General features: G+C 51.5%; 24 protein-coding genes, 4 tRNA genes and 2 pseudogenes. 14 read left to right on the top strand and 16 right to left on the bottom strand.

Annotated elements, in window-relative coordinates; genetic code table 11:
- Positions 1 to 2: 2 nt before the first annotated feature.
- The 3 genes and pseudogenes from EC840_RS00550 to EC840_RS00540 form a co-directional block, all read right to left on the bottom strand.
- The gene (locus EC840_RS00550; RefSeq protein WP_132963762.1) at positions 3 to 437 is read right to left on the bottom strand and encodes a phage GP46 family protein; all 435 of its coding nucleotides are present in this window, start codon (positions 435 to 437) and stop codon (positions 3 to 5) included.
- Positions 434 to 1,009, bottom strand: a complete 576-nt coding sequence (locus EC840_RS00545) for a phage baseplate assembly protein (protein WP_132963761.1) — start codon at positions 1,007 to 1,009, stop codon at positions 434 to 436. The genes EC840_RS00550 and EC840_RS00545 overlap by 4 nt, the downstream gene beginning before the upstream one ends.
- Positions 1,006 to 1,977 (bottom strand): annotated as a pseudogene (locus EC840_RS00540) (phage baseplate assembly protein); the annotation flags it as partial. The gene EC840_RS00545 and the pseudogene EC840_RS00540, both read right to left, overlap by 4 nt.
- A gap of 113 nt (positions 1,978 to 2,090) precedes the next feature.
- Between EC840_RS00540 and EC840_RS00535 the strand changes: the two are divergent.
- Positions 2,091 to 3,098, top strand: a pseudogene (locus tag EC840_RS00535) (tyrosine-type recombinase/integrase).
- A 92-nt stretch (positions 3,099 to 3,190) separates the two neighbouring features.
- Here EC840_RS00535 and EC840_RS00530 read toward each other — a convergent pair.
- From EC840_RS00530 to uvrY, 6 genes are all read right to left on the bottom strand, one after another.
- Positions 3,191 to 3,276, bottom strand: a tRNA-Leu gene (locus EC840_RS00530).
- An 11-nt stretch (positions 3,277 to 3,287) separates the two neighbouring features.
- Positions 3,288 to 3,361 (bottom strand) — tRNA-Cys (locus EC840_RS00525).
- 58 nt (positions 3,362 to 3,419) lie between these two features.
- Positions 3,420 to 3,495, bottom strand: a tRNA-Gly gene (locus EC840_RS00520).
- Between the two features lie 147 nt (positions 3,496 to 3,642).
- A complete protein-coding gene (pgsA, locus tag EC840_RS00515; protein ID WP_101077248.1) occupies positions 3,643 to 4,191 on the bottom strand; it encodes a CDP-diacylglycerol--glycerol-3-phosphate 3-phosphatidyltransferase in 549 nt (182 codons plus the stop codon).
- A 56-nt stretch (positions 4,192 to 4,247) separates the two neighbouring features.
- Positions 4,248 to 6,083, bottom strand: a complete 1,836-nt coding sequence (gene uvrC / locus EC840_RS00510) for an excinuclease ABC subunit UvrC (protein ID WP_132963760.1) — start codon at positions 6,081 to 6,083, stop codon at positions 4,248 to 4,250.
- Positions 6,076 to 6,732 carry a UvrY/SirA/GacA family response regulator transcription factor gene (gene uvrY / locus EC840_RS00505; protein ID WP_013576296.1) on the bottom strand — a complete coding sequence of 219 codons (657 nt, stop codon included), beginning with the start codon at positions 6,730 to 6,732 and terminating at the stop codon, positions 6,076 to 6,078. The genes uvrC and uvrY overlap by 8 nt, the downstream gene beginning before the upstream one ends.
- A gap of 594 nt (positions 6,733 to 7,326) precedes the next feature.
- Here uvrY and EC840_RS00500 point away from each other — a divergent pair.
- The 4 genes from EC840_RS00500 to EC840_RS00490 all read left to right on the top strand — a co-directional run bounded on the left by EC840_RS00500 (position 7,327) and on the right by EC840_RS00490 (position 8,789).
- Positions 7,327 to 7,506 (top strand): hypothetical protein, encoded by a 180-nt coding sequence (locus EC840_RS00500; RefSeq protein WP_132963759.1) that lies wholly within the window; start codon positions 7,327 to 7,329, stop codon positions 7,504 to 7,506.
- A gap of 3 nt (positions 7,507 to 7,509) precedes the next feature.
- Positions 7,510 to 7,734, top strand: coding sequence for a DUF2594 family protein (locus tag EC840_RS00495; RefSeq protein ID WP_132963758.1), 225 nt, complete (start codon positions 7,510 to 7,512; stop codon positions 7,732 to 7,734).
- A 116-nt stretch (positions 7,735 to 7,850) separates the two neighbouring features.
- Entirely contained in the window at positions 7,851 to 8,024 is a 174-nt protein-coding gene (locus EC840_RS25205) for a hypothetical protein (RefSeq protein WP_165353140.1), read from the top strand.
- 3 nt (positions 8,025 to 8,027) lie between these two features.
- Complete coding sequence (locus EC840_RS00490) at positions 8,028 to 8,789, top strand: helix-turn-helix transcriptional regulator (RefSeq protein WP_132963757.1); 762 nt, start codon at positions 8,028 to 8,030, stop codon at positions 8,787 to 8,789.
- A 22-nt stretch (positions 8,790 to 8,811) separates the two neighbouring features.
- On the opposite strand, the gene leuA is transcribed toward EC840_RS00490, so the two are convergent.
- Complete coding sequence (leuA, locus tag EC840_RS00485) at positions 8,812 to 10,482, bottom strand: 2-isopropylmalate synthase (RefSeq protein ID WP_129638451.1); 1,671 nt, start codon at positions 10,480 to 10,482, stop codon at positions 8,812 to 8,814.
- Between the two features lie 192 nt (positions 10,483 to 10,674).
- Between leuA and EC840_RS00480 the strand changes: the two genes are divergently transcribed.
- Entirely contained in the window at positions 10,675 to 12,441 is a 1,767-nt protein-coding gene (locus EC840_RS00480) for an EAL domain-containing protein (protein ID WP_132963756.1), read from the top strand.
- 56 nt (positions 12,442 to 12,497) lie between these two features.
- Here the strand turns inward: EC840_RS00480 and EC840_RS00475 are convergent, their stop codons facing one another.
- The gene (locus tag EC840_RS00475) at positions 12,498 to 12,917 is read right to left on the bottom strand and encodes a hypothetical protein (protein WP_113878321.1); all 420 of its coding nucleotides are present in this window, start codon (positions 12,915 to 12,917) and stop codon (positions 12,498 to 12,500) included.
- 227 nt (positions 12,918 to 13,144) lie between these two features.
- Here EC840_RS00475 and EC840_RS00470 point away from each other — a divergent pair, with 227 nt between their 5' ends.
- Positions 13,145 to 13,393 carry a hypothetical protein gene (locus EC840_RS00470; protein ID WP_120506137.1) on the top strand — a complete coding sequence of 83 codons (249 nt, stop codon included), beginning with the start codon at positions 13,145 to 13,147 and terminating at the stop codon, positions 13,391 to 13,393.
- Positions 13,394 to 13,678: 285 nt separating this feature from the next.
- Here the strand turns inward: EC840_RS00470 and EC840_RS00465 are convergent.
- Positions 13,679 to 13,754 (bottom strand) — tRNA-Lys (locus tag EC840_RS00465).
- Positions 13,755 to 14,125: 371 nt separating this feature from the next.
- On the opposite strand from EC840_RS00465, the gene cycA reads away from it, so the two are divergent.
- A complete protein-coding gene (gene cycA, locus EC840_RS00460) occupies positions 14,126 to 15,526 on the top strand; it encodes a D-serine/D-alanine/glycine transporter (RefSeq protein ID WP_113878318.1) in 1,401 nt (466 codons plus the stop codon).
- A gap of 156 nt (positions 15,527 to 15,682) precedes the next feature.
- On the opposite strand, the gene EC840_RS00455 is transcribed toward cycA, so the two are convergent.
- The 4 genes from EC840_RS00455 to rutR form a co-directional block, all read right to left on the bottom strand.
- Positions 15,683 to 16,222, bottom strand: coding sequence for a hypothetical protein (locus EC840_RS00455; RefSeq protein ID WP_132963755.1), 540 nt, complete (start codon positions 16,220 to 16,222; stop codon positions 15,683 to 15,685).
- Positions 16,203 to 16,580, bottom strand: a complete 378-nt coding sequence (locus EC840_RS00450) for a DUF2778 domain-containing protein (protein WP_132963754.1) — start codon at positions 16,578 to 16,580, stop codon at positions 16,203 to 16,205. Before EC840_RS00450 ends, EC840_RS00455 begins: the two co-directional genes overlap by 20 nt.
- Before the next feature lie 177 nt (positions 16,581 to 16,757).
- Complete coding sequence (locus EC840_RS00445; protein ID WP_112291205.1) at positions 16,758 to 17,747, bottom strand: metal-dependent hydrolase; 990 nt, start codon at positions 17,745 to 17,747, stop codon at positions 16,758 to 16,760.
- A gap of 10 nt (positions 17,748 to 17,757) precedes the next feature.
- Positions 17,758 to 18,447, bottom strand: a complete 690-nt coding sequence (rutR, locus tag EC840_RS00440; RefSeq protein WP_112291207.1) for an HTH-type transcriptional regulator RutR — start codon at positions 18,445 to 18,447, stop codon at positions 17,758 to 17,760.
- A gap of 411 nt (positions 18,448 to 18,858) precedes the next feature.
- Between rutR and rutA the strand changes: the two genes are divergently transcribed.
- The 6 genes from rutA to rutG are packed head-to-tail and all read left to right on the top strand — an operon-like array spanning position 18,859 to position 24,010.
- A complete protein-coding gene (gene rutA, locus EC840_RS00435; RefSeq protein ID WP_132963753.1) occupies positions 18,859 to 19,950 on the top strand; it encodes a pyrimidine utilization protein A in 1,092 nt (363 codons plus the stop codon).
- Positions 19,947 to 20,699, top strand: a complete 753-nt coding sequence (rutB, locus tag EC840_RS00430; RefSeq protein ID WP_181955514.1) for a pyrimidine utilization protein B — start codon at positions 19,947 to 19,949, stop codon at positions 20,697 to 20,699. Before rutA ends, rutB begins: the two co-directional genes overlap by 4 nt.
- A gap of 26 nt (positions 20,700 to 20,725) precedes the next feature.
- Positions 20,726 to 21,112 carry a pyrimidine utilization protein C gene (gene rutC / locus EC840_RS00425; protein ID WP_113878315.1) on the top strand — a complete coding sequence of 129 codons (387 nt, stop codon included), beginning with the start codon at positions 20,726 to 20,728 and terminating at the stop codon, positions 21,110 to 21,112.
- 42 nt (positions 21,113 to 21,154) lie between these two features.
- Positions 21,155 to 21,955 carry a pyrimidine utilization protein D gene (rutD, locus tag EC840_RS00420; protein WP_132963752.1) on the top strand — a complete coding sequence of 267 codons (801 nt, stop codon included), beginning with the start codon at positions 21,155 to 21,157 and terminating at the stop codon, positions 21,953 to 21,955.
- A gap of 32 nt (positions 21,956 to 21,987) precedes the next feature.
- Positions 21,988 to 22,629, top strand: coding sequence for an NADH-dependent FMN reductase RutF (gene rutF, locus EC840_RS00415; RefSeq protein WP_132963751.1), 642 nt, complete (start codon positions 21,988 to 21,990; stop codon positions 22,627 to 22,629).
- Between the two features lie 34 nt (positions 22,630 to 22,663).
- A complete protein-coding gene (gene rutG, locus EC840_RS00410; protein ID WP_112291215.1) occupies positions 22,664 to 24,010 on the top strand; it encodes a pyrimidine utilization transport protein G in 1,347 nt (448 codons plus the stop codon).
- The last annotated feature ends 137 nt before the right edge of the window (positions 24,011 to 24,147 follow it).

The following is a 24,147-nucleotide window of genomic DNA, read 5'->3' as shown; positions in this document are numbered from 1 at the left end:
GATTAAGACTCCCAGACCCAGAAATAACGCTTAGACACAGCGTCCTGTCCCGGTTTTTGATAGGTGATGAAAAGGTTCAGGCGGTTCGGGTAAATAATTTGGGAGACAGGGGTAATACTGGCAACGACGCCATCATCGACAAGCCATTTAAGCGCCTCTGAGGCAAAGTCCTGAGCTTTGTTTGCAACGGCTAAAGTCAGCTTCTGTCGACGCAACAGCCATAGCCGTGAACCAATTGGATAATCCTGATCTTGATCCCCCCACCAGCCGCGACGATTATCACCATCATACTCATCATCTTGCCGCGCCAGCCTGTCAGTAAAAAGGCTGATTAAAATGGCAGTTTCTAAATCGTCTCCTGACTGTAGATCACCGAAAGCTTCAGCCCAGTCACCAACAGATTGTTCAGCATTCCACACCGTTGTAATGTCAGTCATTCAACTAACTCCCCGGGTTTTTCGCTTGTAGGCGATGAACTTCCGCTCTGCACATTTTTAACAACGTGGTTGTGCGTGTCACGCAGATCTTTCAGCGTGGTGGTATTGCTCCCGGCGTTGTCAATGATGTCCCCTGCACATTTCAGCACCGGCGTGTCAGCATAGATTTCTTCTGAAGCGACGATGGTGACGGTGGTTGAATTAATGACTTTGACGGGCTGACCGTTTGCATCAATTTCTATTCCCGTTTCAGTGAGTTTGATGTGCTGCCCCCACTGGTCATAAATGATGGTTTCACCCAGACTCAGGCCGGTTTTGCGGCTGCCTTTATGACCGGAGGCAATCACCACCGCGTTCGACCGGTCGCCCGAAAGGTAGGCGATCAGCACATCGGCACCATCCGGCAATGAAGAGGAGAAACCGAACTCCATCAGGCGCGGCGTATGGCTGCGCACTTCCAGCGGCGTCTGATACTGCACCTTCTGGATCCCACCATCATCATTCGTCAGCGATACGCTGCCCACGCCGAGCATCATCATCGCCCGGCGGTAAAGCGTGTTGAGCATCGTCATCTGTTCAGCTCCTGAATGACGTTGTAGAAACGATATGGCTGAACCGAGAATGCCGCCGGCGGCATCAGTACCATCTGCGCCACCGTGCCCTGGTCATCTTTGATAAAAGTGACTTCCGCCAGCAGCCACAGCACGTCATTGATGCCCATCTTGGGGATATTAACGGGGATCAGGGTGTTGGGCTCCCACAGCTTGCCCGCGCTGTCGCGCCAGTTATCAATGGTGACCTGCAGAACCTTAGAGCGGCCATAACGCCGGTTCATTTCCCAGTCAATCGCCTGCTGCGCCAGCTCGGTGGTGTTCATCGTGCTTTCGACAATGATGATCCGGTTCCGGTATCGCATTTTGGCAACGTCCGGATCATTCGCGGTGGCTTTGGTCACGGCTCCATAACCGGTGTCATCAACCAGCGGGTTAACCGTCATTGATACACCGGTATATTCGGAAAACCGCTCATCCATCGAGGCTTCATAGGCTGCTGCCTCGATATTGACTCCCTGCGCTACGCCGCTGGCGGCCTTCTTCGTACGAACTCGGGTCAGATAGAGGCTGCCATCAGGTAGGTCATAGTAGAGAAGCGCGGCCCAGCGAGTGATTCGGTCAATGATTTCCTGAGAGCTCTCCCCCCAGTTCAGCGTAAACTGTGGGACATTCTTTATACCGGTAACATCACTCGATACGGTGATGCTATAGGGCGCTGCCAGACGCTGTGCAATCTGTAATGGGGTAGCGCCGGTGATGACGTTGTTATCCCACTTGGCTGAGCAATCCACTAGATCCTCACACTTACTTCGGCCCGTTGCCCGGACTTCATGCCTCAAGGCTGAAATCATCGGAGCCCAGCGGTCGATATATCCTGTAATGACAGTGTCAGCGCCTATTTTAACGATGCAAGGATCCCCCTCCTTTACCAGTTGCTTATCGTTACTGCCGGGGTATTCGTCCATTAAAGACAGTTCAAAATCATTCGAAAGGATGGCCGGCCTCGTACAACATGGCAGCATTTCAATGATCCTATGGGTCATCGTCAACAACCTGTTGTTAATTGAATGTAGGAGCCAAATTTTGGAGCCATGGACTAATGGGAAGAAAACGCACAAACCCGGCCGATAACTGGATGCCCCCGCGCACTTGTCGGGGCCGTTCGGCCTTTGAATTCAAACCGAAGAATGGCGGCACTATCCGGCTATGCGGTTTTGACTCCTCCCCTGCTGAGGTTTGGGCAGCATACGAGGCATTAATCAACGATAAGAAAGATGAGAATTTATTCGAAGGCCTGGTGGAGAAGTTCTTCAACTCTGGTGACTTTATGGAGCTGGCGAAAGAAACACAAAAAGACTATCGAAAATACTCCGTGAAAGTTATGCCGGTGTTTGGGGCGGTGCAACCGGATAATATTAGACCGGAGCACATTCGAAAGTATATGGATAAGCGAGGGGTAAAAAGCCGGACGCAGGCTAACAGAGAAAGGGCGTTTATATCCCGCGTGTTTCGCTGGAGATATGAGCGCGGCATGGTGAACATGAATCCGTGTAAAGGCGTAAAGCAGTTTAAGGAACAGGCCAGAACGACATACATTTTTGATAAGCAATATGATGCACTTTATAGCGTTGCGCCAACGGTCGTGAAAGTTGCAATGGAACTGGCTTACCTGTGTTGCCCGCCAGGCTGATGTGTTGAGCATGAAAAAAATGCAGCTTTTGGAAAATGGCATAATGATCCAGCAAAGCAAAACTGGTGTTGCTCAGATTAAGCGTGGGGTCCGCGTTTGAAGGCGGCTATTGCACTCGCCGGAACTCTGCCGATTAATGCCGGGATGAGCAGCATTTTTGTTCTGCATCAGGCATCAGGGGCGGGGTACACGCGGGATGGGTTTAACAGTCGTTGGATGAAGGCAAAGCAAGAAGCAAAGGAGAAATTCCCAGAACTGGATTTCAATTTCACATTCCATGATCTGAAGGCGAAGGGGATATCGGATCTTGAAGGGTCTCTGTCTGACAAGCAGGCAATATCAGGGCATAAATCGGCGTCTCAGACGGCCAGATATGATAGAAAAATTGCGATTGTTCCTGCTGTTGGGGATCAATAATATTATGAAAGGCAGACATAAAAAAACCACCCGAAGGTGGCTATAACGACATTACTACTATATTGCTTTTGATTATTCTTTGCATTTTCCCATGGTACCCGGGACGAGACTTGAACTCGTACAGCCTAAGGCCGAGGGATTTTAAATCCCTTGTGTCTACCGATTCCACCACCCGGGCTCCGGGAAAATTGGAGGCGCGTTCCGGAGTCGAACCGGACTAGGCGGATTTGCAATCCGCTACATAACCGCTTTGTTAACGCGCCTTAAATCTTACTACTTGTCTTGCACTTAAACCAATTCACGAACCAGTTTAATAAAATTTGGAGCGGGAAACGAGACTCGAACTCGCGACCCCGACCTTGGCAAGGTCGTGCTCTACCAACTGAGCTATTCCCGCTTTAATCAGAACGTACTGATTTTTTTAACTAATCTTCTGGCATAAGACTGGCTGCCTTCCGATGCGTTGCATTCTACTGACCTGACGGATTGAGTCAATAAAATTATCGCTTCTGGCGATCGTTTGACGTTTTTTACGTCAGTTTGATCAGGGTTCCAGCAAATCGTGGCGCGCAGCGTTGAGATATTGGAACATTGACCAGAAAGTCAGCACCGCAGCAATGTACAACGCCACGACACCCACGCCCACAACAATCGCATCCGGACGCCATAATAACGCGACCAGCGACAGCATTTGCGCTGTGGTCTTCACTTTACCAATCCACGATACCGCCACACTGCTGCGTTTACCAATTTCAGCCATCCATTCACGCAATGCTGAAATGATAATTTCACGGGCAATCATGGTCGCAGCAGGTAACGTAATCCACCAGGAGTGGAAATACTCCGCGACCAGCACCAGCGCAATAGCCACCATCACTTTGTCGGCGACGGGATCAAGAAACGCACCGAAGCGGGTTGTCTGCTTCAGACGACGTGCCAGATAACCATCAAACCAGTCAGTCGCGGCGGCAAAAACGAAGATCAACGCACAAGCCAGCGGTGCCCATGGATAAGGCAGGTAAAAGGCCAGCACGAAGAACGGTATCAGTACAACGCGAAACAGGGTAAGGCACGTAGGTATATTAAATTGCATAGCGAAGGTAACTGTTTGTCCGGTGTGGATATTATGAGTATGTTGCTACAACGCCCTTAGTGTTTCAACGCATTATGAATCTTTTCTGCCAATGCGATAGAAATACCCGGTACCTGTGCAATTTCCTCTACGCTGGCATTCAGTAATGGCTGAATGCCTCCCATGTATTTCAGTAAAACCTGACGCCGTTTCGGCCCGACGCCTTCGATTTCTTCCAGTGCGCTGGTAGTGCGGACTTTAGCGCGTCTCTGCCGGTGACCTGTAATGGCGTGATTGTGTGAATCATCGCGAATATGCTGAATAACATGCAGAGCCGGGGAATCTGCCGGTAGCGCAATCCCCTCGCCTTCTGGCACAAAGAACAGCGTTTCCAGTCCGGCTTTGCGATCCGCCCCCTTGGCGATACCAATCAGCAACGGTTTGGATTTATCCCACTCCACATTCAGTGAATTGAACACATCCAGCGCCATGCCAAGCTGCCCTTTACCGCCATCGATAAAGATGACATCCGGGATTTTATTATCATCCAGCGCTTTACCATAGCGGCGCTGCAACACCTGCGCCATCGCAGCGTAGTCATCGCCGGGCGTAATACCATTGATGTTATAGCGCCGGTATTCTGAACGCACCGGACCATTGCCATCGAAAACCACACAAGATGCGACCGTCTGCTCGCCCATAGTATGGCTGATGTCGAAGCATTCCATGCGGTTAATTTCAGCAAGGTGCAGGGTTTTTGCCAGCTCCGCCAGCCGCTGATGGATTGTCGACTGCTGCGCCAGCTTGGTCGTCAGGGCTGTTGAAGCATTGGTGCGCGCCAGTTTCAGATAACGTGCACGATCGCCGCGCGGTTTACTCTGTATTTGCACTTTGCGCCCGGCCAGCTCGCTAAGCGAGTCGGCCAGCAGATCTTTTTCCGCCAGACTGAAGTCCAGCAAGATTTCACCGGGAAGTGTCCGCTGCTGGCTGCCCTGCAGATAAAATTGCCCGACAAACGTTTGTACCACTTCACCAAGATCAGTACCGCCCGGCACTTTCGGATAATAGCTGCGGCTGCCCAGCACTTTGCCCTGCCGGATAAACAATACGTGCAGACAAGCCATACCGGATTCAAAGGCCACGCCGATGACATCCAGATCTTCACTGTTACCGGACACGAACTGACGTTCGGTTACGCGGCGCACGGCCTGGATCTGATCTCTTATCCGTCCGGCATCTTCGAATCGAAGCGATTTGCTGGCTTCTTCCATGCGGTTAACAAGCTGGGTAACTACCTGCTGATCTTTACCGGACAAGAACAGGCGAACGTATTCAACCTGATCTTTATAATCTTCTTCACTCACCAGCCCTTTGACGCACGGCCCCAGGCAACGGCCAATCTGATATTGCAGACAAGGGCGCGAGCGGTTGCTGTAAACGCTGTTTTCGCACTGGCGGATCGGGAAAAGTTTTTGCAGCAACGCCAGGGTTTCACGCACGGCATAAGAGTTCGGGAAAGGCCCGAAATACTCGCCTTTGGCGTGTTTTGCACCACGGTGAACCGTAATTCTTGGATGATTATCCGCGCTGAGGAAAATCAGCGGGTAAGACTTATCATCACGTAACAAGACGTTGTAACGTGGCTGATACAGCTTGATGTAGTTATGCTCGAGGAGCAGCGCTTCCGTTTCCGTATGCGTAACGGTGACATCGATTTGCGCAATATTTTTGACCAGAGTTTCGGTTTTGCGGCTGGAAACCTGGACACGGAAATAGCTCGAAAGACGTTTTTTAAGGTCTTTGGCTTTACCTACGTAGATTACGGTGCCGCTGGCGTCATACATCCTGTAGACGCCGGGCTGGCTGGTGACCGTTTTCAGAAAGGCCTTGGGGTCGAAACGCTCATCACTCACTGCCTGATAAAGTCTCCGTGTTGAACAAACCGTGTCGAATAGCCAAATGGGTTAACTCAACATCGCCGCTGATATTTAATTTACTAAACATCCTATAACGATAACTGTTAACGGTCTTCGGACTCAAGTTCAGTTGTTCTGAAATTTCATTCACTTTTTGTCCCTTGGTAATCATCAGCATGATTTGTAATTCACGCTCAGATAAGGAATCAAACGGTGTTTCAGACTGAGGTTCTATCTGACTCAGAGCCATTTGCTGTGCAATATCAGACGCAATATAACGCTGACCAGAATCGACCAGACGAATCGCATTGACCACTTCCTGTGGTGCAGCACCTTTGCTCAGATAACCTGACGCCCCCGCCTGCATCACTTTGGCCGGCAACGGGTTTTCAGTATAAATCGTTAACATGATGATCTTGATATCCGGGGAGAAACGGACGATTTTTTTCGTCGCTTCCAGCCCACCAATACCTGGCATGTTCATATCCATCAGGACAATATCAACATCATTGGTACGACACCATTTGACGGCATCTTCACCGCATTGCGCCTCACCAACAACTTTGATGCCTTTGATATCTTCAAGAATGCGTCGGATCCCTGCGCGCACCAGTTCGTGGTCATCAACAAGAAGAACGCTAATCAAAGAGAATTCTCCAAAAAATAAGGGCAACACACCGTCAGGGTCTTCAGGCCAGTCTTACGTATTCCAACGCGGCGAACATTAATATTGTTCTCAGACAGCGTATAAATGAAGAGAAGGTGGCAATTAGAGGCCAGCATCAACTAACTCGTCCCACTGCATGTCAAGGCAGTGTTTTTAAATCAGGAAGACACAGTTATTTATTATAGCCCGCGTATTTTACTCTAACATGTCTTCCTGACCAAGGAGTGTCTGCAAAAAACTACTTTGCTGAATGTAAATGAGAAATGCCATCAGCTGTATTAATAATTTATAAAAAAGTCTTTTTAATCAAGGGTAAAGCAGCAGGATCCATCCTGTCTTTTTTCCCGCAAAAAAATAATGCCCGCTGTCTTTTGAGGCTTAAACCCCATTGTTAACAGTGCTGTCTATTTAACCGCCAGCAAACCTCATTCACATATATATGATATGGCCGATGATTATTTGCGATCGCACGAATTGCTGCGGGATTATATGAATAAATCTGCACGTGGGGATGAAATGTTCTCATCCGGCAATAATGTTTAGTATTCTTTACTCCATGTACAAAAGCGCTATATGTTTATATCCAATAAACGCGCTGACAGCGCCGACACCGGCGATGCACTAAAACCGGCCAACTATGCTAAAATGCCGCCACTTTCCACCCGGCACGAACGGGTGAGTTCATTTTTAGCCCCATTTTTCTGCCCTTTAGAAATCGGCGTGCTGCCTGGCAGCCAGCCTGAGGAGATATAAATAATGTGTAATTGCGATTTTACGACTGAAGCTAACGTTGAAACACTGGCGACCGAAGTTGCCTGCCTGAAAGCCACGCTGACCCTGATCCTCAAAGCCATCGGTCAGGCCGATGCGGGTAAAGTCATGCTGAACATGGAGCGTTTTGTTGCGCAGATGGAAGACGAGCAACAGGCTGAAGTCTTCAAAAACTCCCTGCAACAAATTAAGTTCGCATACCGCCAGTAATGTATTCAGGAGTCTGTCGCCCGACAGGCTCTGCCTTTCCCCGTTTATACCCTGCACTTTCTGCGCTAACTCTCTGCTATAGTTAAGTCCTGAATTCATTTAACGGGAACAAAAGCATGAGCGACGAAAAGAACAAAGAAAACAAAAGCAAAGCCGATGATGTCCATGTCAGTGACGGCCTGGGAGAACTGCTGGAAGTTTCGGAACAGCTGACTGAAGAAGAAATTCAGAAAGCGGCAGAAGAAGCGAAACAAGCCGTTGAAGATGCCAAGAACCAACAACACCATTGATCCATGCAGCACAACTTCCTTGCTCCTCACCAGGCGATAGCCCCTCTGGCTATCGATTACCAGCATGGCGACAGTGAGCCCGCGCACAGCCACAGCTGTTCACAACTGATTCATACTTTATCCGGCGTGGTGGAAGTGCATACCACGCTCGGAACCTGGATAGTGCCACCCGGACGCGGCGTCTGGTTACCCGCTTACGTCGAGCACAGCCTGCGTTTTATCGGTGGTGTCAAAGCCCGCACCCTGTTTGTTGAGCCTCTGGCCCGTGCAGATTTGCCCGCACAATGTCAGGTTGTTCAAATTTCGCCCTTGCTGCGCGAACTGATCCTCACCTCGCTGACCGTTCCGGTCGATTACCTCCCCGGCGGTCGCGACGAACGCATTATGGAGCTTTTGCTTGACGAATTACGTCTGTTGCCGAGCTTACCGCTTCATCTTCCGGAACCGAAGGAGCCGGAGCTTCTGATACTGACTCAGCAGATCCGGGCAGACTTGTGTTCATCCTGGGAGCTGGAAGACATCGCACAACGGCTGGGGATCAGCAGCCGCACCCTTTCGCGCCGTTTTCAGCGTGAAACAGGATTACGTTTTAGTGACTGGGTACGTCAGGCGAAATTACTCGAAGCACTGAATCAGCTGGCGGCTGGCGTGTCAGTGATTGATGTGGCGCTGGCACTCGGCTATGACAGCCCGAGTGCCTTTAGTGCGATGTTCCGCCGTTTACTGGGCGTTTCACCCAGCGAATACTTTAATCAGACAGCTTAACCAGAAAAATCAGTCAGCCACATTAATCAGCCATTATGGCGCTGGCTGCATTAAACAACGCCTGCAAAGACGCGCTGGAAACATCGCTGTCGATCCCCACGCCGTAACAGGTTTCCCCCGGACGCCCCTGACAGCTCAGATAGGCTACCGCACGGCTGTGACTCTGATGCCCCAGCGTATGCTCGTGATAATCCCCGATCTCCAGTTGCACGTCGAAACTGCGACGCAGCGCATCAGCTGCGCCGGAAAGCAGACCATTGCCGCTGCCGGTAATATTCTGATCTTCATTGCGATAACGGATCCGCGCGCTGAAATGACAGACGTTTTGTTCATCACTGCGGATGTCATAACCCAGCAGTTTGATCGCCGGTTGTTCAGTTAAACCATAACGCTGGCGGAACAGGCGCCAGATATCACTGGTACTCATTTCTTTGCCATGCGTATCGGTCTCGCGCTGTACGGCTTTGCTGAAATCAATCTGCAAGCCACGTGGCAATTTCAGACCGTGGTTTTGCTCAAGCAGCCACGCCGCCCCGCTTTTCCCTGACTGACTGTTGACGCGAATGACCGCTTCGTAGCTGCATCCGACATCCGCAGGATCCAGCGGCAGGTACGGCACGCGCCAGTACGGGCTATCTGAGGCTTTCTGCGCCGTAAACCCTTTCTTGATAGCGTCCTGATGCGAACCAGAAAACGCTGTAAAGACCAGCTCCCCCGCATACGGATGGCGCGGATGCACCGGCAACTGATTGCACTCTTCCACCGCTTCCACAATAGCCTGCAAATTACTGAAATCCAGTTCAGGCGCGACACCTTGTGTATAGAGATTCAGCGCCAGCGTCACAAGATCTACGTTCCCCGTGCGTTCACCGTTTCCGAACAAACACCCTTCCACGCGATCTGCACCCGCCAGCATGGCCAGTTCGGCACACGCCACGCCGGTCCCGCGGTCATTGTGCGGATGCACGCTGATGGAAACCTGCTGGCGGCGGCTGAAATGACGACAGAACCATTCAATCTGATCGGCATAAATATTCGGTGTACTGACTTCCACAGTGGCCGGTAAATTAATGATCATCGGTCTTTGCGCGCCCGGCTCCCAGACATCCGCCACGGCTTCACACACTTCCAGCGCGAACTCCAGTTCAGTAAAACAGAAAGTTTCCGGTGAATATTCGAACGTCCAGTCGGTTTGCGAATATTGTTCGCAAAGCTGGCGGATCTGCTGCGCGCCGCGCACGGCCAGTTCGCGGGTTGCAGCCTGATCCTGATTGAAAACAACTTCGCGGAACACCGGCGCGGTGGCGTTGTATAAATGCACGATAGCGCGTGGCACGTCTTTCAGAGCTTCAAAGGTGCGCGCAATCAGATCAGGACGTGATGGCGTCAGAACCTGGATCACCACGTCATCAGGGATCAGCTTGTCTTCAATCAGCCCGCGAACAAAATCAAAATCGGTTTGCGATGCCGACGGGAATGCGACTTCAATCTGCTTAAAACCACACTTAATCAGCAAATCGAAAAACTGACGTTTACGCGCATTATCCATGGGTTCCGCCAGCGCCTGATTACCGTCGCGCAAATCACTTGAGCACCATTGTGGTGCCGCACTGAGCACATTTCCCGGCCACTGCCGGTCAGGCAAATTGACCTGCGGGAAGGGGCGATATTTCTGCGACGGGTCGTTTAACATACGATTCTCCTTGAGGTTTAGAGGCAGCTGCGATGCGCCGGTAGATTCATAGTACGCAAACGATAACTTCCTGCGCCTGACTAACTGACAGCCACCCTCGCAAAACGGACAAAAGAAAATGATAAATGAATCAAAGTCACGCTATAGTGCATAACTAAACGCGTCCAGCTCGGCGATCAGAGGTCGTACAGAATGAAAAGGGTTCTGAATCCAAACGAAAAGAAACGGCTTGCGGCGCTGCAAAAACTCAAGATTGCTGACAGCAATCCGGATGAAGTCCTTGATCTGATTACCCGTCTCACTCAGCAGATTTTTGATATTCCAATTTGCATCATTACTCTGGTTGACCAGCATCGTCAGTGGTTTAAATCTAAAACCAATACCGCGCTGTGTTATACCGCACGGGATATCGCTTTTTGCGATTACACCATCCGCTCTTCGTCTGTGATGGTGGTGAATGACGCTACTCTGGATCCCCGTTTTAACGAGAACCCGCTGGTCACTGGTGAAGAAGGGATGCGCTTTTACGCCGGTGCCCCGCTGATTACCCGTGAAGGTTTTGCTGTCGGCAGCTTATGCCTGGCAGATAAAAATCCCCGCGACTTTTCCGTTCAGGAAACAGAAATGCTCTCGGATCTGGCGGCGATTGTCATCGACATTATCGAATCCCGCAGCAGCATGAGTTTTGTTGATATCGTTACGCGCTTGCCTAACCGCCAGCGTCTGATGGAAGACATCGCGCAACTGATCAAAGCGCCGGACAATACCGCTTATCTGCTGATAATGATCGACACGCTGGATACGCTCTACGCCTATGACATTGGCCGTGCCATTGGTATCCCCAAAGTCGAAAATATCCTCAAAGATATCGGCTCATTCCTGCGCAGTGAACTCAACGAAAATGACAAAGTGTACAGCCTGATGCTGGGTCGCTTTGCACTCATCAAGCGCATTGATGAGCAGGAAGAAATCTTCACTCAGCTGGAAAATGCGGCGACAAGAATTCAGAAAAGTATCACCAGCGACATTCCGATAAATGTCCGCCTGCATGCTGGTTATACGGTATTTTCGCCAACCTCTGACTGCGCTGAAAACATCATGCGGCAGGGGATGTCCTCATTGCATGAAGCCATCAGCAAAAACCAGCTGGTGATGCCCTATCATCAGGAATCGGATGTTATCCAGCGGCGCGCCTTTAACCTGCTGAATGATCTGATGGCGACCGTTGCCTCCTGCAAAGATTTCCATTTGCTGTATCAGCCGAAAATTCGTCTGGCCGATAAAAAATTCCAGGGCGTTGAAGCGCTGATCCGCTGGCAGCATCCGACTCTCGGCGTGATTTCGCCGTCCGAATTTATTCCTCTGGCTGAAAAAACACCGCTGATTACTCCGCTGACCAACTGGGTGATCACCCAGGCCGTGATGCAAATTGCCGAATGGCAAAAACGCGGCGCACAAATTCAGGTATCGATTAACCTCACCGCCAATAATCTGGTAGAGCAGGATCTGGTGCAGCGCATTCACAACGCGCTGATTCTGCATCAGGTATCGCCCTCGATGCTGGAAATCGAATGTCTGGAAACTCAGACGCTGGCGAATAATCCGCACGCCGTAGCGTCGCTGGATGCACTACGCAATATGGGGATCAGCATCGCGCTGGACGATTTCGGCTCCGGTTACAGTAATCTGAATTACCTGCAAAAGATCCCGGCTGATACGCTGAAACTGGACCAGTCATTGATTCAGGGCATCAGCAATGACAACAAAAGCAAAGTCATTGTGAAATCGATGATAGAAATGGCGCATGCGCTCAGTTATCAGGTGGTGGCGGAAGGGGTTGAAGACAACGATACCCTGTTGTGTCTGGAAGAGCTTCGGTGCGATTCGGTGCAAGGTTTCTATTTCTCACGCCCGCTGAAGCACGATCAGATTCTTGAGTGGTCCAGGCCGTACATCTGAAAATGCAGATAAATGGCTGACAATAAAAAACCCGCTTTCGCGGGTTTTTCATTTTATTACTTATTAGTGCTGCCTTCAGGCCGGATATTGTAGGTTCCGAAGAAACTACGGTCGGTTTCCAGACTGATGTTTTTCCCGTTCGCATCGACCGTGATCGAGCCGGTGGTTTTCGTCAGCGCACAGGCAATCCGCACTTCAATCTTGCGCATACCGTTTGGCACATTCAAATCCACATATTGATTGAAATGCAGAGTGGCGATTGTCTTTCCGTCCAGAATCACCAGCAGCGGGCAGGTCTTCTCAAACGGAATAATCGAAGATTGTTCCAACCGATGCAAACGGATATGCGTTTGCCCTTCTGGCGCAACCGCGCTGGCATTCGCGTAGGTTGATTTAACCTGAAGCGTCGGTTCATAAGGATTACTCGCACACCCGGCTAAAAATAAAGCAGCCAAGGCCACCAGTGTTTTTTTCATCGTTATCTCCCTGAGTTTATGAACGAATGATAGCAGCGTGCGCGCAACGGGCAACAAAAAACCTGTACCGGCAACAGGTGAAGTGTCCGCAGCTCTTAAAAGTCGTGCTGATTTGTGACATCCGTATAAAAAACCATCACCCGAATTGCTAATAGTCATCAGGTCGTATTTGATATTCTTAATCAGATTTATCCGATCAGATGTTCAACTCAATGTCAGGAATGATTATGTACAGTTACACACTCATCGCTCCCGCAGGGATAGTTAAGGCATACGAAGACGAATTTCGTGAAAAAGGGATTGAGCTGCTGGTTGCCAAACAGAACCGATCCGAAACGGTCGTTTTACGCAGCAGTCAGTTTGCTGAAGAACGTACTTTTATCACCCATGTTCATCTGCTGATTTTCAGCTTGTGTATGCGGGTGCAAAAACAGCTTAAGAATGGTAAGACTCCCAATACGACAATTATGTATTGATATATACCTGTATCACCTCGCCCTAACATATTCTGGCCTCATTCAGGGGCCTGACTCCTCTAAAATCATTCAGTCTTTACACCCTTCAAGGCTCGCGTAAATAATCCCAACTTGCTGGTTGATTTAAAAACAAAACTTCACCGACTTCTTTTGAGAACAAAAGCCTTCTGAGAACACAAAGCGTTATTTTTTTCGCTGGCTTATATTGTCTGGCGGAGAACGTATTACGTAATAATGAAAGGAGAATTAAAACTGCAGGAGATAATGCAAGGGCTTGCGAATTGTTGGTGGGTCGTGGCGGGTTCGAACCGCCGACCAATTGATTAAGAGTCAACTGCTCTACCGACTGAGCTAACGACCCAACGGGACGAATTATTCTCCTCTATCCTGATGATGTCAAACGCTTACCCTTACTTTTTTTACCGTCTTTCCGGTAAATATTTGTGAAGCTCATCACACCAAAAAAAGGTATTATTCTTCCCCTTCGGCTCATACCTGATTAATTAACACTCAGTTATCCACTATGTAAAAATTACGATACATTTACCCTGACTGGCATTTTTCATCTCGGTTATAACATATTCGAAATTAACATTATTATTACAATCACTCACTCCGGCTGTCGTTCCAGCTGAGAGGATATAAGAGCCTCAGAGCTCAAATAATTGCCGTAAATGAATGCGATATGGCGGAGTTCATACGCAAAAAGCAAAAAACAGGAATCTATACAACATGCAAGAAGAGTCAAAAATCCTCGCCCGGCCAGAGGAAGAGAACGCGGAAGGTCTGCGGCGAAATCTCTCCAACCGCCATATCCAGCTTATCGCCATCGGTGGCGCTATCGGTACCGGCCTGTTTATGGGCTCGGGAAAAACCATCAGCCTCGCCGGTCCGTCCATCATCTTCGTCTACATGATCATCGGCTTTATGCTGTTTTTCGTCATGCGTGCGATGGGCGAACTCTTATTGTCCAACCTCGAATACAAATCTTTCAGCGATTTTGCCGCCGACCTGCTGGGCCCGTGGGCTGGCTATTTCACCGGCTGGACCTACTGGTTCTGCTGGGTGGTGACCGGCATCGCGGATGTCGTGGCAATTACCGCCTACGCACAATTCTGGTTCCCCGGCCTCTCGCAATGGATCGCCTCCCTGCTCTGCGTTCTGGTGCTGCTCAGCCTGAATCTTGCCACGGTGAAAATGTTCGGTGAGATGGAATTCTGGTTTGCGATGATCAAAATCGTCGCCATCGTCGGGCTGATTATCGCCGGACTGGTGATGGTGCTGACCCACTTCCAGACACCAGCAGGCACCGTCGCCTCGTTCAGCAATCTATGGAATGATGGCGGATTCTTCCCGAAAGGCGTCAGCGGCTTCTTTGCCGGTTTCCAGATAGCGGTGTTCGCGTTTGTCGGGATCGAGCTGGTAGGCACCACTGCCGCAGAAACCAAAGATCCGCAAAAGTCCCTGCCGCGCGCGATTAATGCCATTCCGCTGCGCATCATCATGTTCTACGTGTTCTCGCTGATCATGATTATGTCCGTCACACCGTGGAGCCATGTAGTGGCGGATAAAAGCCCGTTTGTTGAACTGTTCGTACTGGCCGGTCTTCCCGCAGCGGCGAGCATTATCAACTTCGTGGTGCTGACTTCGGCGGCGTCTTCCGCTAACAGCGGCGTGTTCTCCACCAGCCGCATGTTGTTTGGTCTGGCACAGGAAGGCAATGCGCCGAAAGCGTTCGGTAAACTCTCTTCCCGCGCGGTGCCGTCAAACGGCCTGACCTTCTCCTGTATCTGCCTGCTCGGCGGTGTGGTGCTGATTTACCTGATCCCAAACGTGGTGACGGTCTTCACGCTGGTCACCACCGTTTCGGCGATTCTGTTTATGTTCGTCTGGACCATCATTCTTTGCTCTTACCTGGTCTATCGCCGTCAACGCCCTCAGTTGCACGAAGCATCCATCTACAAAATGCCACTCGGTAAACTGATGTGCTGGGTCTGTATGGCCTTCTTCGCCTTCGTTCTGGTGCTGCTGACCTTACAGGATGACACCCGTCAGGCGCTTCTCGTCACGCCGTTGTGGTTTGTGGTGCTGGGGATCGGTTATTGGTTGCGCTGCCGCAGCCGCAAAGTCTGAATGATTGATATAAGAAGGGATTGAAAAAAGAGCCACCTGGCTAATACCCGTCACTTAAGCACATTTATGAATACAAATTCTTTCTGTGCTTCTGAGGAACGAAGGAATCAGGCTTGTAGTGCTGTTTGCTTCATTGAAGGCCCGAATTCACGGGCCTCATTTCCTTAAGTGACCGGCAGCAGGCTCAGGCCTCTTTTTTTTCATTAACCTACGCAACATATAAACGAACAAACCATAACTCATCAGTGTAAGAAAGGTTGTAATTGCAAATACCAATGCAGGACCATATTCCGCGTCAGGCGAGACAAATCGGTCATAATCGATGCAACAAACGAACAGCGCGAAAAGGCCAATCACTGAAACCACCTTCAAAATCCTGAGTGCTATCCCTTTCGCTATGCTCGCAATGTGCTGAGAAAAACCCTTACCTAATAAACTTTTGATTGGAATTAAATTTATACCAACAGAATACACAACAATTGCCACGATAATATTGATAACCAGCACTGCATAGTCTGAGATTGCATAAACATCTTCTGGCGTAGGATTATTGTTGAAAAATCCAGCGACCTGAAATGCTGTATTTCCATTTAATATGGCTGTATCACCATAGATAAAAAAGTAAATTTTCGAACTGATAAAGAATAGAGTCAGAAACCCCAAAACCCGCAGTCCTTTAAGGACATATGCTGCCATTGGCGATTACCTCAATTGTTCCATATGCCATTAAATGCTTCATACAAGGGACTTCTACCATGGTTGTCCGCAATAAAGCGTCTCTCAGCATTGCGAAATCACAATGATGAGCCAGTGTGATACATCCTTCAGATATTTGCCCAGGGTGCAACCTGAAACCGCCGCGTCCCACGCCTTCAATCATAGTCCCATCATCTGTTAACATATCGTCTCGATATAAAGCAAACCATTCACTATGGTCAACGTGATAATAGAATGTGCTTTTATAAGTATCCACGCCCCAGGCTCTTATTCTATTTTTGATACTACCCTTTGGCCTTTCAACAATATAATAATTTCCTGCGGGAATGGGATTCATGCCTGATGCCAACCGTTTAATTAAGCCATTTATGAATACAAATTCATTTCTGTGCTTCTAAGTAACGCAGGAATCAGACTTGTAGTACTGTTTGCTTCATTGAAGGCCCGAATTCACGGGCCTCATTTCCTTAAGTGACTGGCATCCGCCACCAAGTTCCTTTCACCTTACTGCGGATTACTCCACTTCCAGCGCCTGCCAGAACTGATCCAGCATTTTTCTGGCGGACGGTCTGGCGGATGCCACTTTCACCGGCAGTTCTGGCGGCATACCGGGTTTCATTTCGCCGAGATCAAACACAAAGGTGTAATCCGGTTCCTGTCCCATGCGTAAATCGCTGACCAGAATGTGGCCACCCTGCTCTTTTACGCTGAAGAAACCGTGGCTGAACCAGGCGACGCGCGCCAGAAACGCATTATCTTTATGCGCCTCGTATAACGCTTCGCCGCGCGGATAAAAGCGGAAGCGGATCGGTGAATCCGGATGCAGCAGCGAGGTAAACCCTTCGCCGTAGCTGTCCTTATTCATCACCACCACGCGCCACACCAGCGAATTGAGCGGCGTCGGCGTGACCAGCACCTGCGTGCTTTCGATATTCTGGCGTTGTAATTCCTCGCCAACATGCCGCGTCACCTGATGTTGCTCGAAGGCGGTACAGGCCAGATACAAACAACTCACGCCCAGCAGCACGTTATTCCACGTGATCCCGCGCTGTTGCTCGCGGTACAGCGCCAGCCCGACGCCGATGATCAGCGGTAAGGTATACAGCGGATCGACGATGAAAATGCTGCCGACCGCAAACGGATAGTTTGTGAAAGGTAATCCGAGCTGCGTACCGTAAACGGTCATTAAGTCCAGCAGCGGATGGGTGATCAGCGCCAGCCAGACCGCGCCCCACCAGTGTTTGAAATGCCGCCCGCCGCTGAGCAGTTTTGCCATCAGCCAGGCCAGCAGCGGTGAAATCAACGTCAGATACAACAGCGCATGAGTTTCAGTGCGGTGCATCGTCATATTACTGATGGCGTCACCGTGATCGTAAAACACATCCAGATCGGGCAACGTGCCGCAGACTGCCCCGGCCAGCGCGGATTTCCACACCGGCGCGCGTTTGCCCATCACCGCGATACCGACCGCCGCGCCCAATACTAACTGAGAAACCGAATCCATCCTGACCTCTTTAAGCCCGAAGCTGAATGCCTTCGGTAATAATGTGCTGCACGTTATTCACCGTCTGTTCAAAAAACTCAGGATCGCTGAGCGTTTTACCGGTGATAGCCTCAACTTGTACGCCAAAGTCCGCATAATGCTGGGTGGTTGCCCACAACATAAAAATCAGCTGCATCGGATCAACCGGCGCGATCAGCTCATCTTTGATCCAGCCGCGAATAACATCCGATTTATCTTCCACCAGCGTTTTCAAACTCCCGCCCAGTTCCTGTTTCAGTAACGGCGCGCCCTGCACCATCTCCAGACAAAACAGCCGCGATGCCTGCGGATGGTCACGGGATACACACAGTTTCAGACGGATATATTCACGTATCGCTTCCAGCGGATGCTGATCAGACTGCAATGCTTTCAGCGGCGCCAGCCAGATATCCAGCAGCCCTTTCAGTACCGCGATATACAAATCTTCTTTTGACGGGAAGTAATACAGCAGGTTGGTTTTTGACACGTCGGCGCGCTCGGCAACCTGATCCAGACTGGTGCCATGAATGCCGTACAACGAAAAGAATTCCAGCGCCGCCGCCATGATATTGCCGCGCTTGGCAGCGACCGCCCGCGAGCGACGCGACGGGGTTTTCGCCGCCGTCTGACGGGATTTTTTCTCTCCGGCGGCAGGCTGCGGAGGTTCGACCAATGGCTTCACAACGTCTCCCTGAGACAAACGGCAAGGCTGAAATCATAGCAAATGGCGCTACAGGCGACTATCGCTATGCATCCCGATGATGGAAGTAACACTGACAATATTAATGCGTAACCATTAAGGATTATAAAATTAACAATTCTGCACCATTTAAGCTCAATCCTGCCTGATAAACGTGCAGTTATTTTTGACCAGATGGTCTGAAACAGACCGTTTGCTCCACCATGCATCCAGACTCATTTTTAACCTGCTGATAATCATCATGATTTAAAAACTGGCATCCGCTTTGCAATAACCTTTCCGTCTGGAGATTTCAGCACGGTGCAATTCGGAACCCGCAGGACGCACTCAAGCCGCGCAGAGATTTTCGCAATCCCTTGTTTTGGTACTTATTATTTTCAATCGAGGTGAGCTATGAAAATCGGTGTCTTTATTCCTATCGGCAACAACGGCTGGTTAATTTCAGAAACTGCGCCGCAGTACAAACCGACCTTCGAACTGAACAAAACCATCGTGCAGAAAGCGGAGCACTACCATTTCGATTTCGCGCTGTCGATGATCAAACTGCGCGGCTTCGGTGGCAAAACCGAATTTTGGGAACACAACATGGAGTCATTCACGCTGATGGCCGGTCTTGCCGCCGTGACCTCCCGCATCCAGCTTTACGCCACCGCCGCCACGCTGGTGATGCCTCCGGCGATCGTGGCCCGCATGGCGGCGACTATCGACTCAATTTCTAATGGCCGTTTCGGCGTGAATGTCGTCACCGGCTGGCAGAAACCAGAATACGAACAAATGGGCATGTGGCCGGGCGACGACTATTTCACCCGCCGCTATGACTACCTGACCGAATACGTCAGCGTTCTGCGCGACCTGTGGGGCACCGGCCACTGCACGCTCGACGGCGAATTCTTCAAAATGGACGACTGCCGCGTCAGCCCGCGTCCGCAGAGCGAAATGAAAGTGATCTGCGCCGGCCAGAGCGATGCCGGTATGGCGTTCTCCGCCAAACACGCCGACTTCAACTTCTGCTTCGGTAAAGGCGTTAACACGCCGACCGCCTTTGCGCCAACCGCTGCGCGCATGAAAACGGCGGCAGAAGCTGAAAACCGCGACGTGTCCTCTTATGTCCTGTTTATGGTGATTGCCGACGAAACCGATGCCGCTGCCCGTGCCAAATGGGAGTTATATAAAGACGGTGCCGACGCCGATGCGCTGGCGTGGCTCACCGATCAGAGCAGCAAAGACACCAAATCCGGCGCCGATACCAACGTCCGCCAGATGGCTGACCCGACTTCGGCGGTCAATATCAACATGGGCACACTGGTGGGTTCTTACGCCAGCGTCGCCAGAATGCTCGACGAAATCGACACCGTGCCCGGCGCAGGCGGCGTGCTGCTGACCTTTGATGATTTTGTGCAAGGCATTGAAAACTTCGGCCGTTACATCCAGCCATTAATGAAAACCCGCCAGCACGTCGGCACTGAGCAGAAAGAGGTCGCATGATGAACGTTGTTGAGAATCAAACTGTGGTCCGCCGCGAACCCCAAAATACCGGCGAGGAAACGATCCTCACAGCACGTCCTGAAGCCATTGCTTTCACGCCGCAGCAAACGGCGCTGATTGTGGTGGATATGCAAAACGCCTATGCCTCACAGGGCGGTTATCTGGATCTGGCCGGTTTTGATGTTTCCGCCACCGCGCCGGTGATTGCCAATATCAAAGTGGCGATTGCTGCCGCCCGTGCCGCCGGTATCAAAGTGATTTTCTTCCAGAACGGCTGGGACAACCAGTATGTCGAAGCTGGCGGTGCCGGTTCGCCGAACTTCCATAAATCCAACGCGCTGAAAACCATGCGCAAACGCCCGGAACTGATGGGCAAACTGCTGGCGAAAGGCGACTGGGATTATGACCTGGTGGATGAACTGCAACCGCAGCCTGGCGACATAGTGTTACCCAAACCGCGCTACAGCGGCTTCTTCAATACCCAGCTCGACAGCCTGCTGCGCAGTTACGGTATTCATCATCTGGTGTTCACCGGCATCGCCACCAACGTCTGCGTCGAATCCACCCTGCGCGACGGTTTCTTCCTCGAATATTTCGGCGTAGTGCTGGAAGACGCCACCCATCAGGCCGGACCTGAATTCGCGCAAAAAGCCGCGATTTATAACATCGAAACCTTCTTTGGCTGGGTCTCCAGCGTGCGCAATTTCTGCGACGCAGTGGGCTACAAAACTGAACAAAACGCGGCCTGACCGCTTTCTGAAAAGGACGATTAACGATGCCTAAAAGCGCCATTATTCCGGCTGGCAGCGGCGTTCCGCTGGCACCTTTTGTTCCGGGCACTCTCGCCGATGGCGTGGTGTATGTTTCCGGCACCCTGCCGTTTGATAAAGACAATAACGTGGTGCATGTCGGCGATGCCGCTGCGCAAACCCGTCATGTGCTGGAGATCATCAAAAGCGTGATCGAAACCGCAGGCGGCACCATGGATGACGTCACCATGAACTCGATTTTCATCACCGACTGGGCAAATTACGGCGCAGTGAATCAGGTGTATGCCGAATATTTTCCGGGAGAAAAACCGGCACGTTTCTGCATTCAGTGCGGGCTGGTGAAACCGGATGCGCTGATCGAAATCGCGTCCATCGCCCATATCGGCAAATAATCCGTGCGATGGAACCTGTCCTGAACTCCCTGAGGTAGCAGCATGTATTACAAGATACTGGGTAAGAAAAATGCTGATGCAGAAACCGTCGTGCTTTCTTCCGGTCTCGGCGGTTCCGGCGGCTTCTGGCAGCCACAGCTGGCGATGCTCGCGGAACATTTTCGTGTAGTGGTTTACGACCAGCACGGTACCGGCGTCAGTCAGGGCACGGTGCCCGCCGGTTACCGCATGGAAGACATGGCCGATGAGCTGGCAGGCATGCTCAACGAGCTGGAAATCAGCCGCTGTCATCTGGTCGGTCACGCTCTCGGCGGCATTATCGGCCTGCATCTTGCCCTGCGATATCCGGCATTGCTGCAAAGTCTGGTGGTGATTAACGGCTGGACGAAGCTCGACAGCCAGACGCGGCGCTGTTTTGAAGTGCGGCAGAATCTGCTGCTCAACAGCGGCGTGGATGCCTATGTGCAGGCGCAACCGCTGTTTCTGTATCCGGGTGACTGGCTTTCTGAACATGAGGCGTTATTGCAGGAAGAGCGCCAGCATCAGGTGGCGCATTTTCAGGGAATGGAAAACCTGCTGCACCGCTTGCAGGCGCTGATGGATTCAGACCTGACGGACAGCCTGGACCAGGTGATAGCCCCGACGCTGGCCTTCAGCGCTAAAGACGATTTGCTGGTGCCGTGGTCGCGTTCGGTGGATCTGGCTTCCCGCCTGCCCCAGGGCGAACACACACAAATGCTGTACGGCGGCCATGCCATGAGCGTGACCGACCCGGAAACCTTTAACCCGATTTTACTGGACTGGCTGCGGCGGCATTCAGCGCTGCATACCGCCACCCGCTAGTCAGTACGAATAAAACCTCTGAGGACATGACCATGCAATCCCCCCTGAACGCCACATTGTCTGCGACCGATATGCCCGTCGTTGAAAAACAAGCTGCCGTGGAGAAACAAGCCGTCGCTGAAAAACAAGCCGCTGTTGAAAAACAAGCCGTCGTTGAGAAACAGGCCGCTGTTGAGAAACAAGCCGCTGTTGAGAAACAAGAATACCGCGATGCGATGGCGCGGCTCGGTTCTGCCGTCAATATCATCACCACCGACGGCCCCGGCGGACGTGCAGGTTTCACCGCCTCTGCGGTGTGCAGCGTGACCGATACGCCGCCGACATTACTGGTTTGCCTGAACCGCTCAGCATCCGTGCATTCAGCGTTTACGCAAAATCAGGTGCTGTGCGTAAACACGCTGGCTGATTGTCATGAGTCACTGTCCAATTTATTCGGCGGAAAAACGCCTATGGAACAACGCTTTGACGCCGCCGAATGGGCGCGTCTCGCCACGGGTTCGCCCATCCTCACCGACGCGCTGGTGTCGTTTGACTGCAAAGTCACACAAATCACCAGCGTCGGCACCCATGACATCCTGATTTGTGAAGCCGTTGCATTGCGACGCAACGACGACAGCCACGGACTGGTGTATTTCGACCGGCGCTATCACCCGCTGATGCGTCAGATAGCCTGATAACTCAATCCTCTCAACTTAGTAAGGGTCGTGCATGGCAAATACCTGGTTTCCACAATGGCGTAAAAGAGAAGGCAATCTGGATGGCGCGGTGATCGCACCGGATGAACGACTGCCGTTCGGATCGACAGTGATCATGGGTCTGCAACATACGGTGGCAATGTTTGGTGCCACCGTCTTAATGCCCTTGCTGATGGGTTTTGACGCCAACATGGCGATTTTGATGTCGGGCATCGGCACCTTACTGTTCTTCCTGGTCGTCGGCGGGCGTGTGCCCAGTTATCTCGGTTCCAGCGCTGCGTTTGTCGGGCTGGTGATCGCGGTGACCGGCTACAGCGGCCATGGCGCCAACCCGAATATCGGCGTGGCGCTGGGCGGTATTATTGCCTGCGGCGTGGTTTATACACTGATCGGTTTTGTGGTGATGGCGGTCGGCACGCGCTGGATTGAACGCCTGATGCCGCCGGTCGTCACCGGTGCGGTGGTGATGGCGATCGGCCTGAACCTCGCGCCGATTGCCATTAACAGCGTATCGGCTTCTTCATTCGACAGCTGGATGGCGGTGATGACCGTGCTGTGTATCGGCTCAGTGGCGGTGTTCACCCGCGGTCTGGTGCAGCGTCTTTTGCTGCTGCTCGGGCTGGTGGCGGCGTATCTGATTTACATGGTGATCACTAACGGACTCGGGCTCGGTACTCCGGTGGATTTCAGCGCCGTGGCACAAGCGCCATGGTTTGGCGTGCCGGCCATCACCACGCCGGTATTCAGCTCTCACGCCATGCTGATGATTGCACCGGTTGCGGTAATTCTGGTGGCTGAAAACCTCGGCCACATTAAAGCGGTGGCAGGCATGACCGGCAAAAACCTCGACCCGTACATGGGCCGCGCGTTTGTCGGCGACGGTCTGGCGACCTTACTTTCCGCCTCGGCGGGCGGTACCGGCGTCACCACTTACGCAGAAAACATCGGCGTGATGGCCGTAACTAAAATCTACTCCACGCTGATTTTTGTCGCCGCCGCCCTCGTTGCCATCGTGTTGGGCTTCTCGCCCAAATTTGGTGCACTGATCCACACCATTCCGGGGCCGGTACTCGGTGGCGCGTCGATTGTGGTATTCGGATTAATCGCCGTGGCCGGTGCGCGTATCTGGGTACAAAATCAGGTGGATCTGGGACTTAACGGCAATCTGATCATGGTGGCGGTCACGCTGGTACTGGGCGCAGGCAACTTTACCCTGAGCCTGGGCGGTTTCAGCATGGGCGGCATTGGCACGGCGACCTTCGGTGCGATTTTGCTGAATGCCTTCCTGAGCCGCAGCAAACAGGTAAAAACACAGCCTGAAATAAAAACTGGCACAGAAGCTGCATTAAAAGATCACTGACGACCTCAGTTTCTCCTTAGCTCATCATTTTTGATGATCGCCAGCGGTTATCCGGTCCACCCGTCCGGATTAGCCGCTGGTTTTTTCTTTCTGCCTCCCGCCCATTTTCCCTAATGCCGTTTCCAACTAACGATTGC

It is taken from the genome of Rahnella sp. JUb53, from assembly GCF_004346065.1.
In the GTDB taxonomy this organism is placed as follows: domain Bacteria; phylum Pseudomonadota; class Gammaproteobacteria; order Enterobacterales; family Enterobacteriaceae; genus Rahnella; species Rahnella variigena.
Note: the sequence above shows the minus strand (reverse complement) of the source record. Positions and strands in the feature narration are given on the sequence as shown.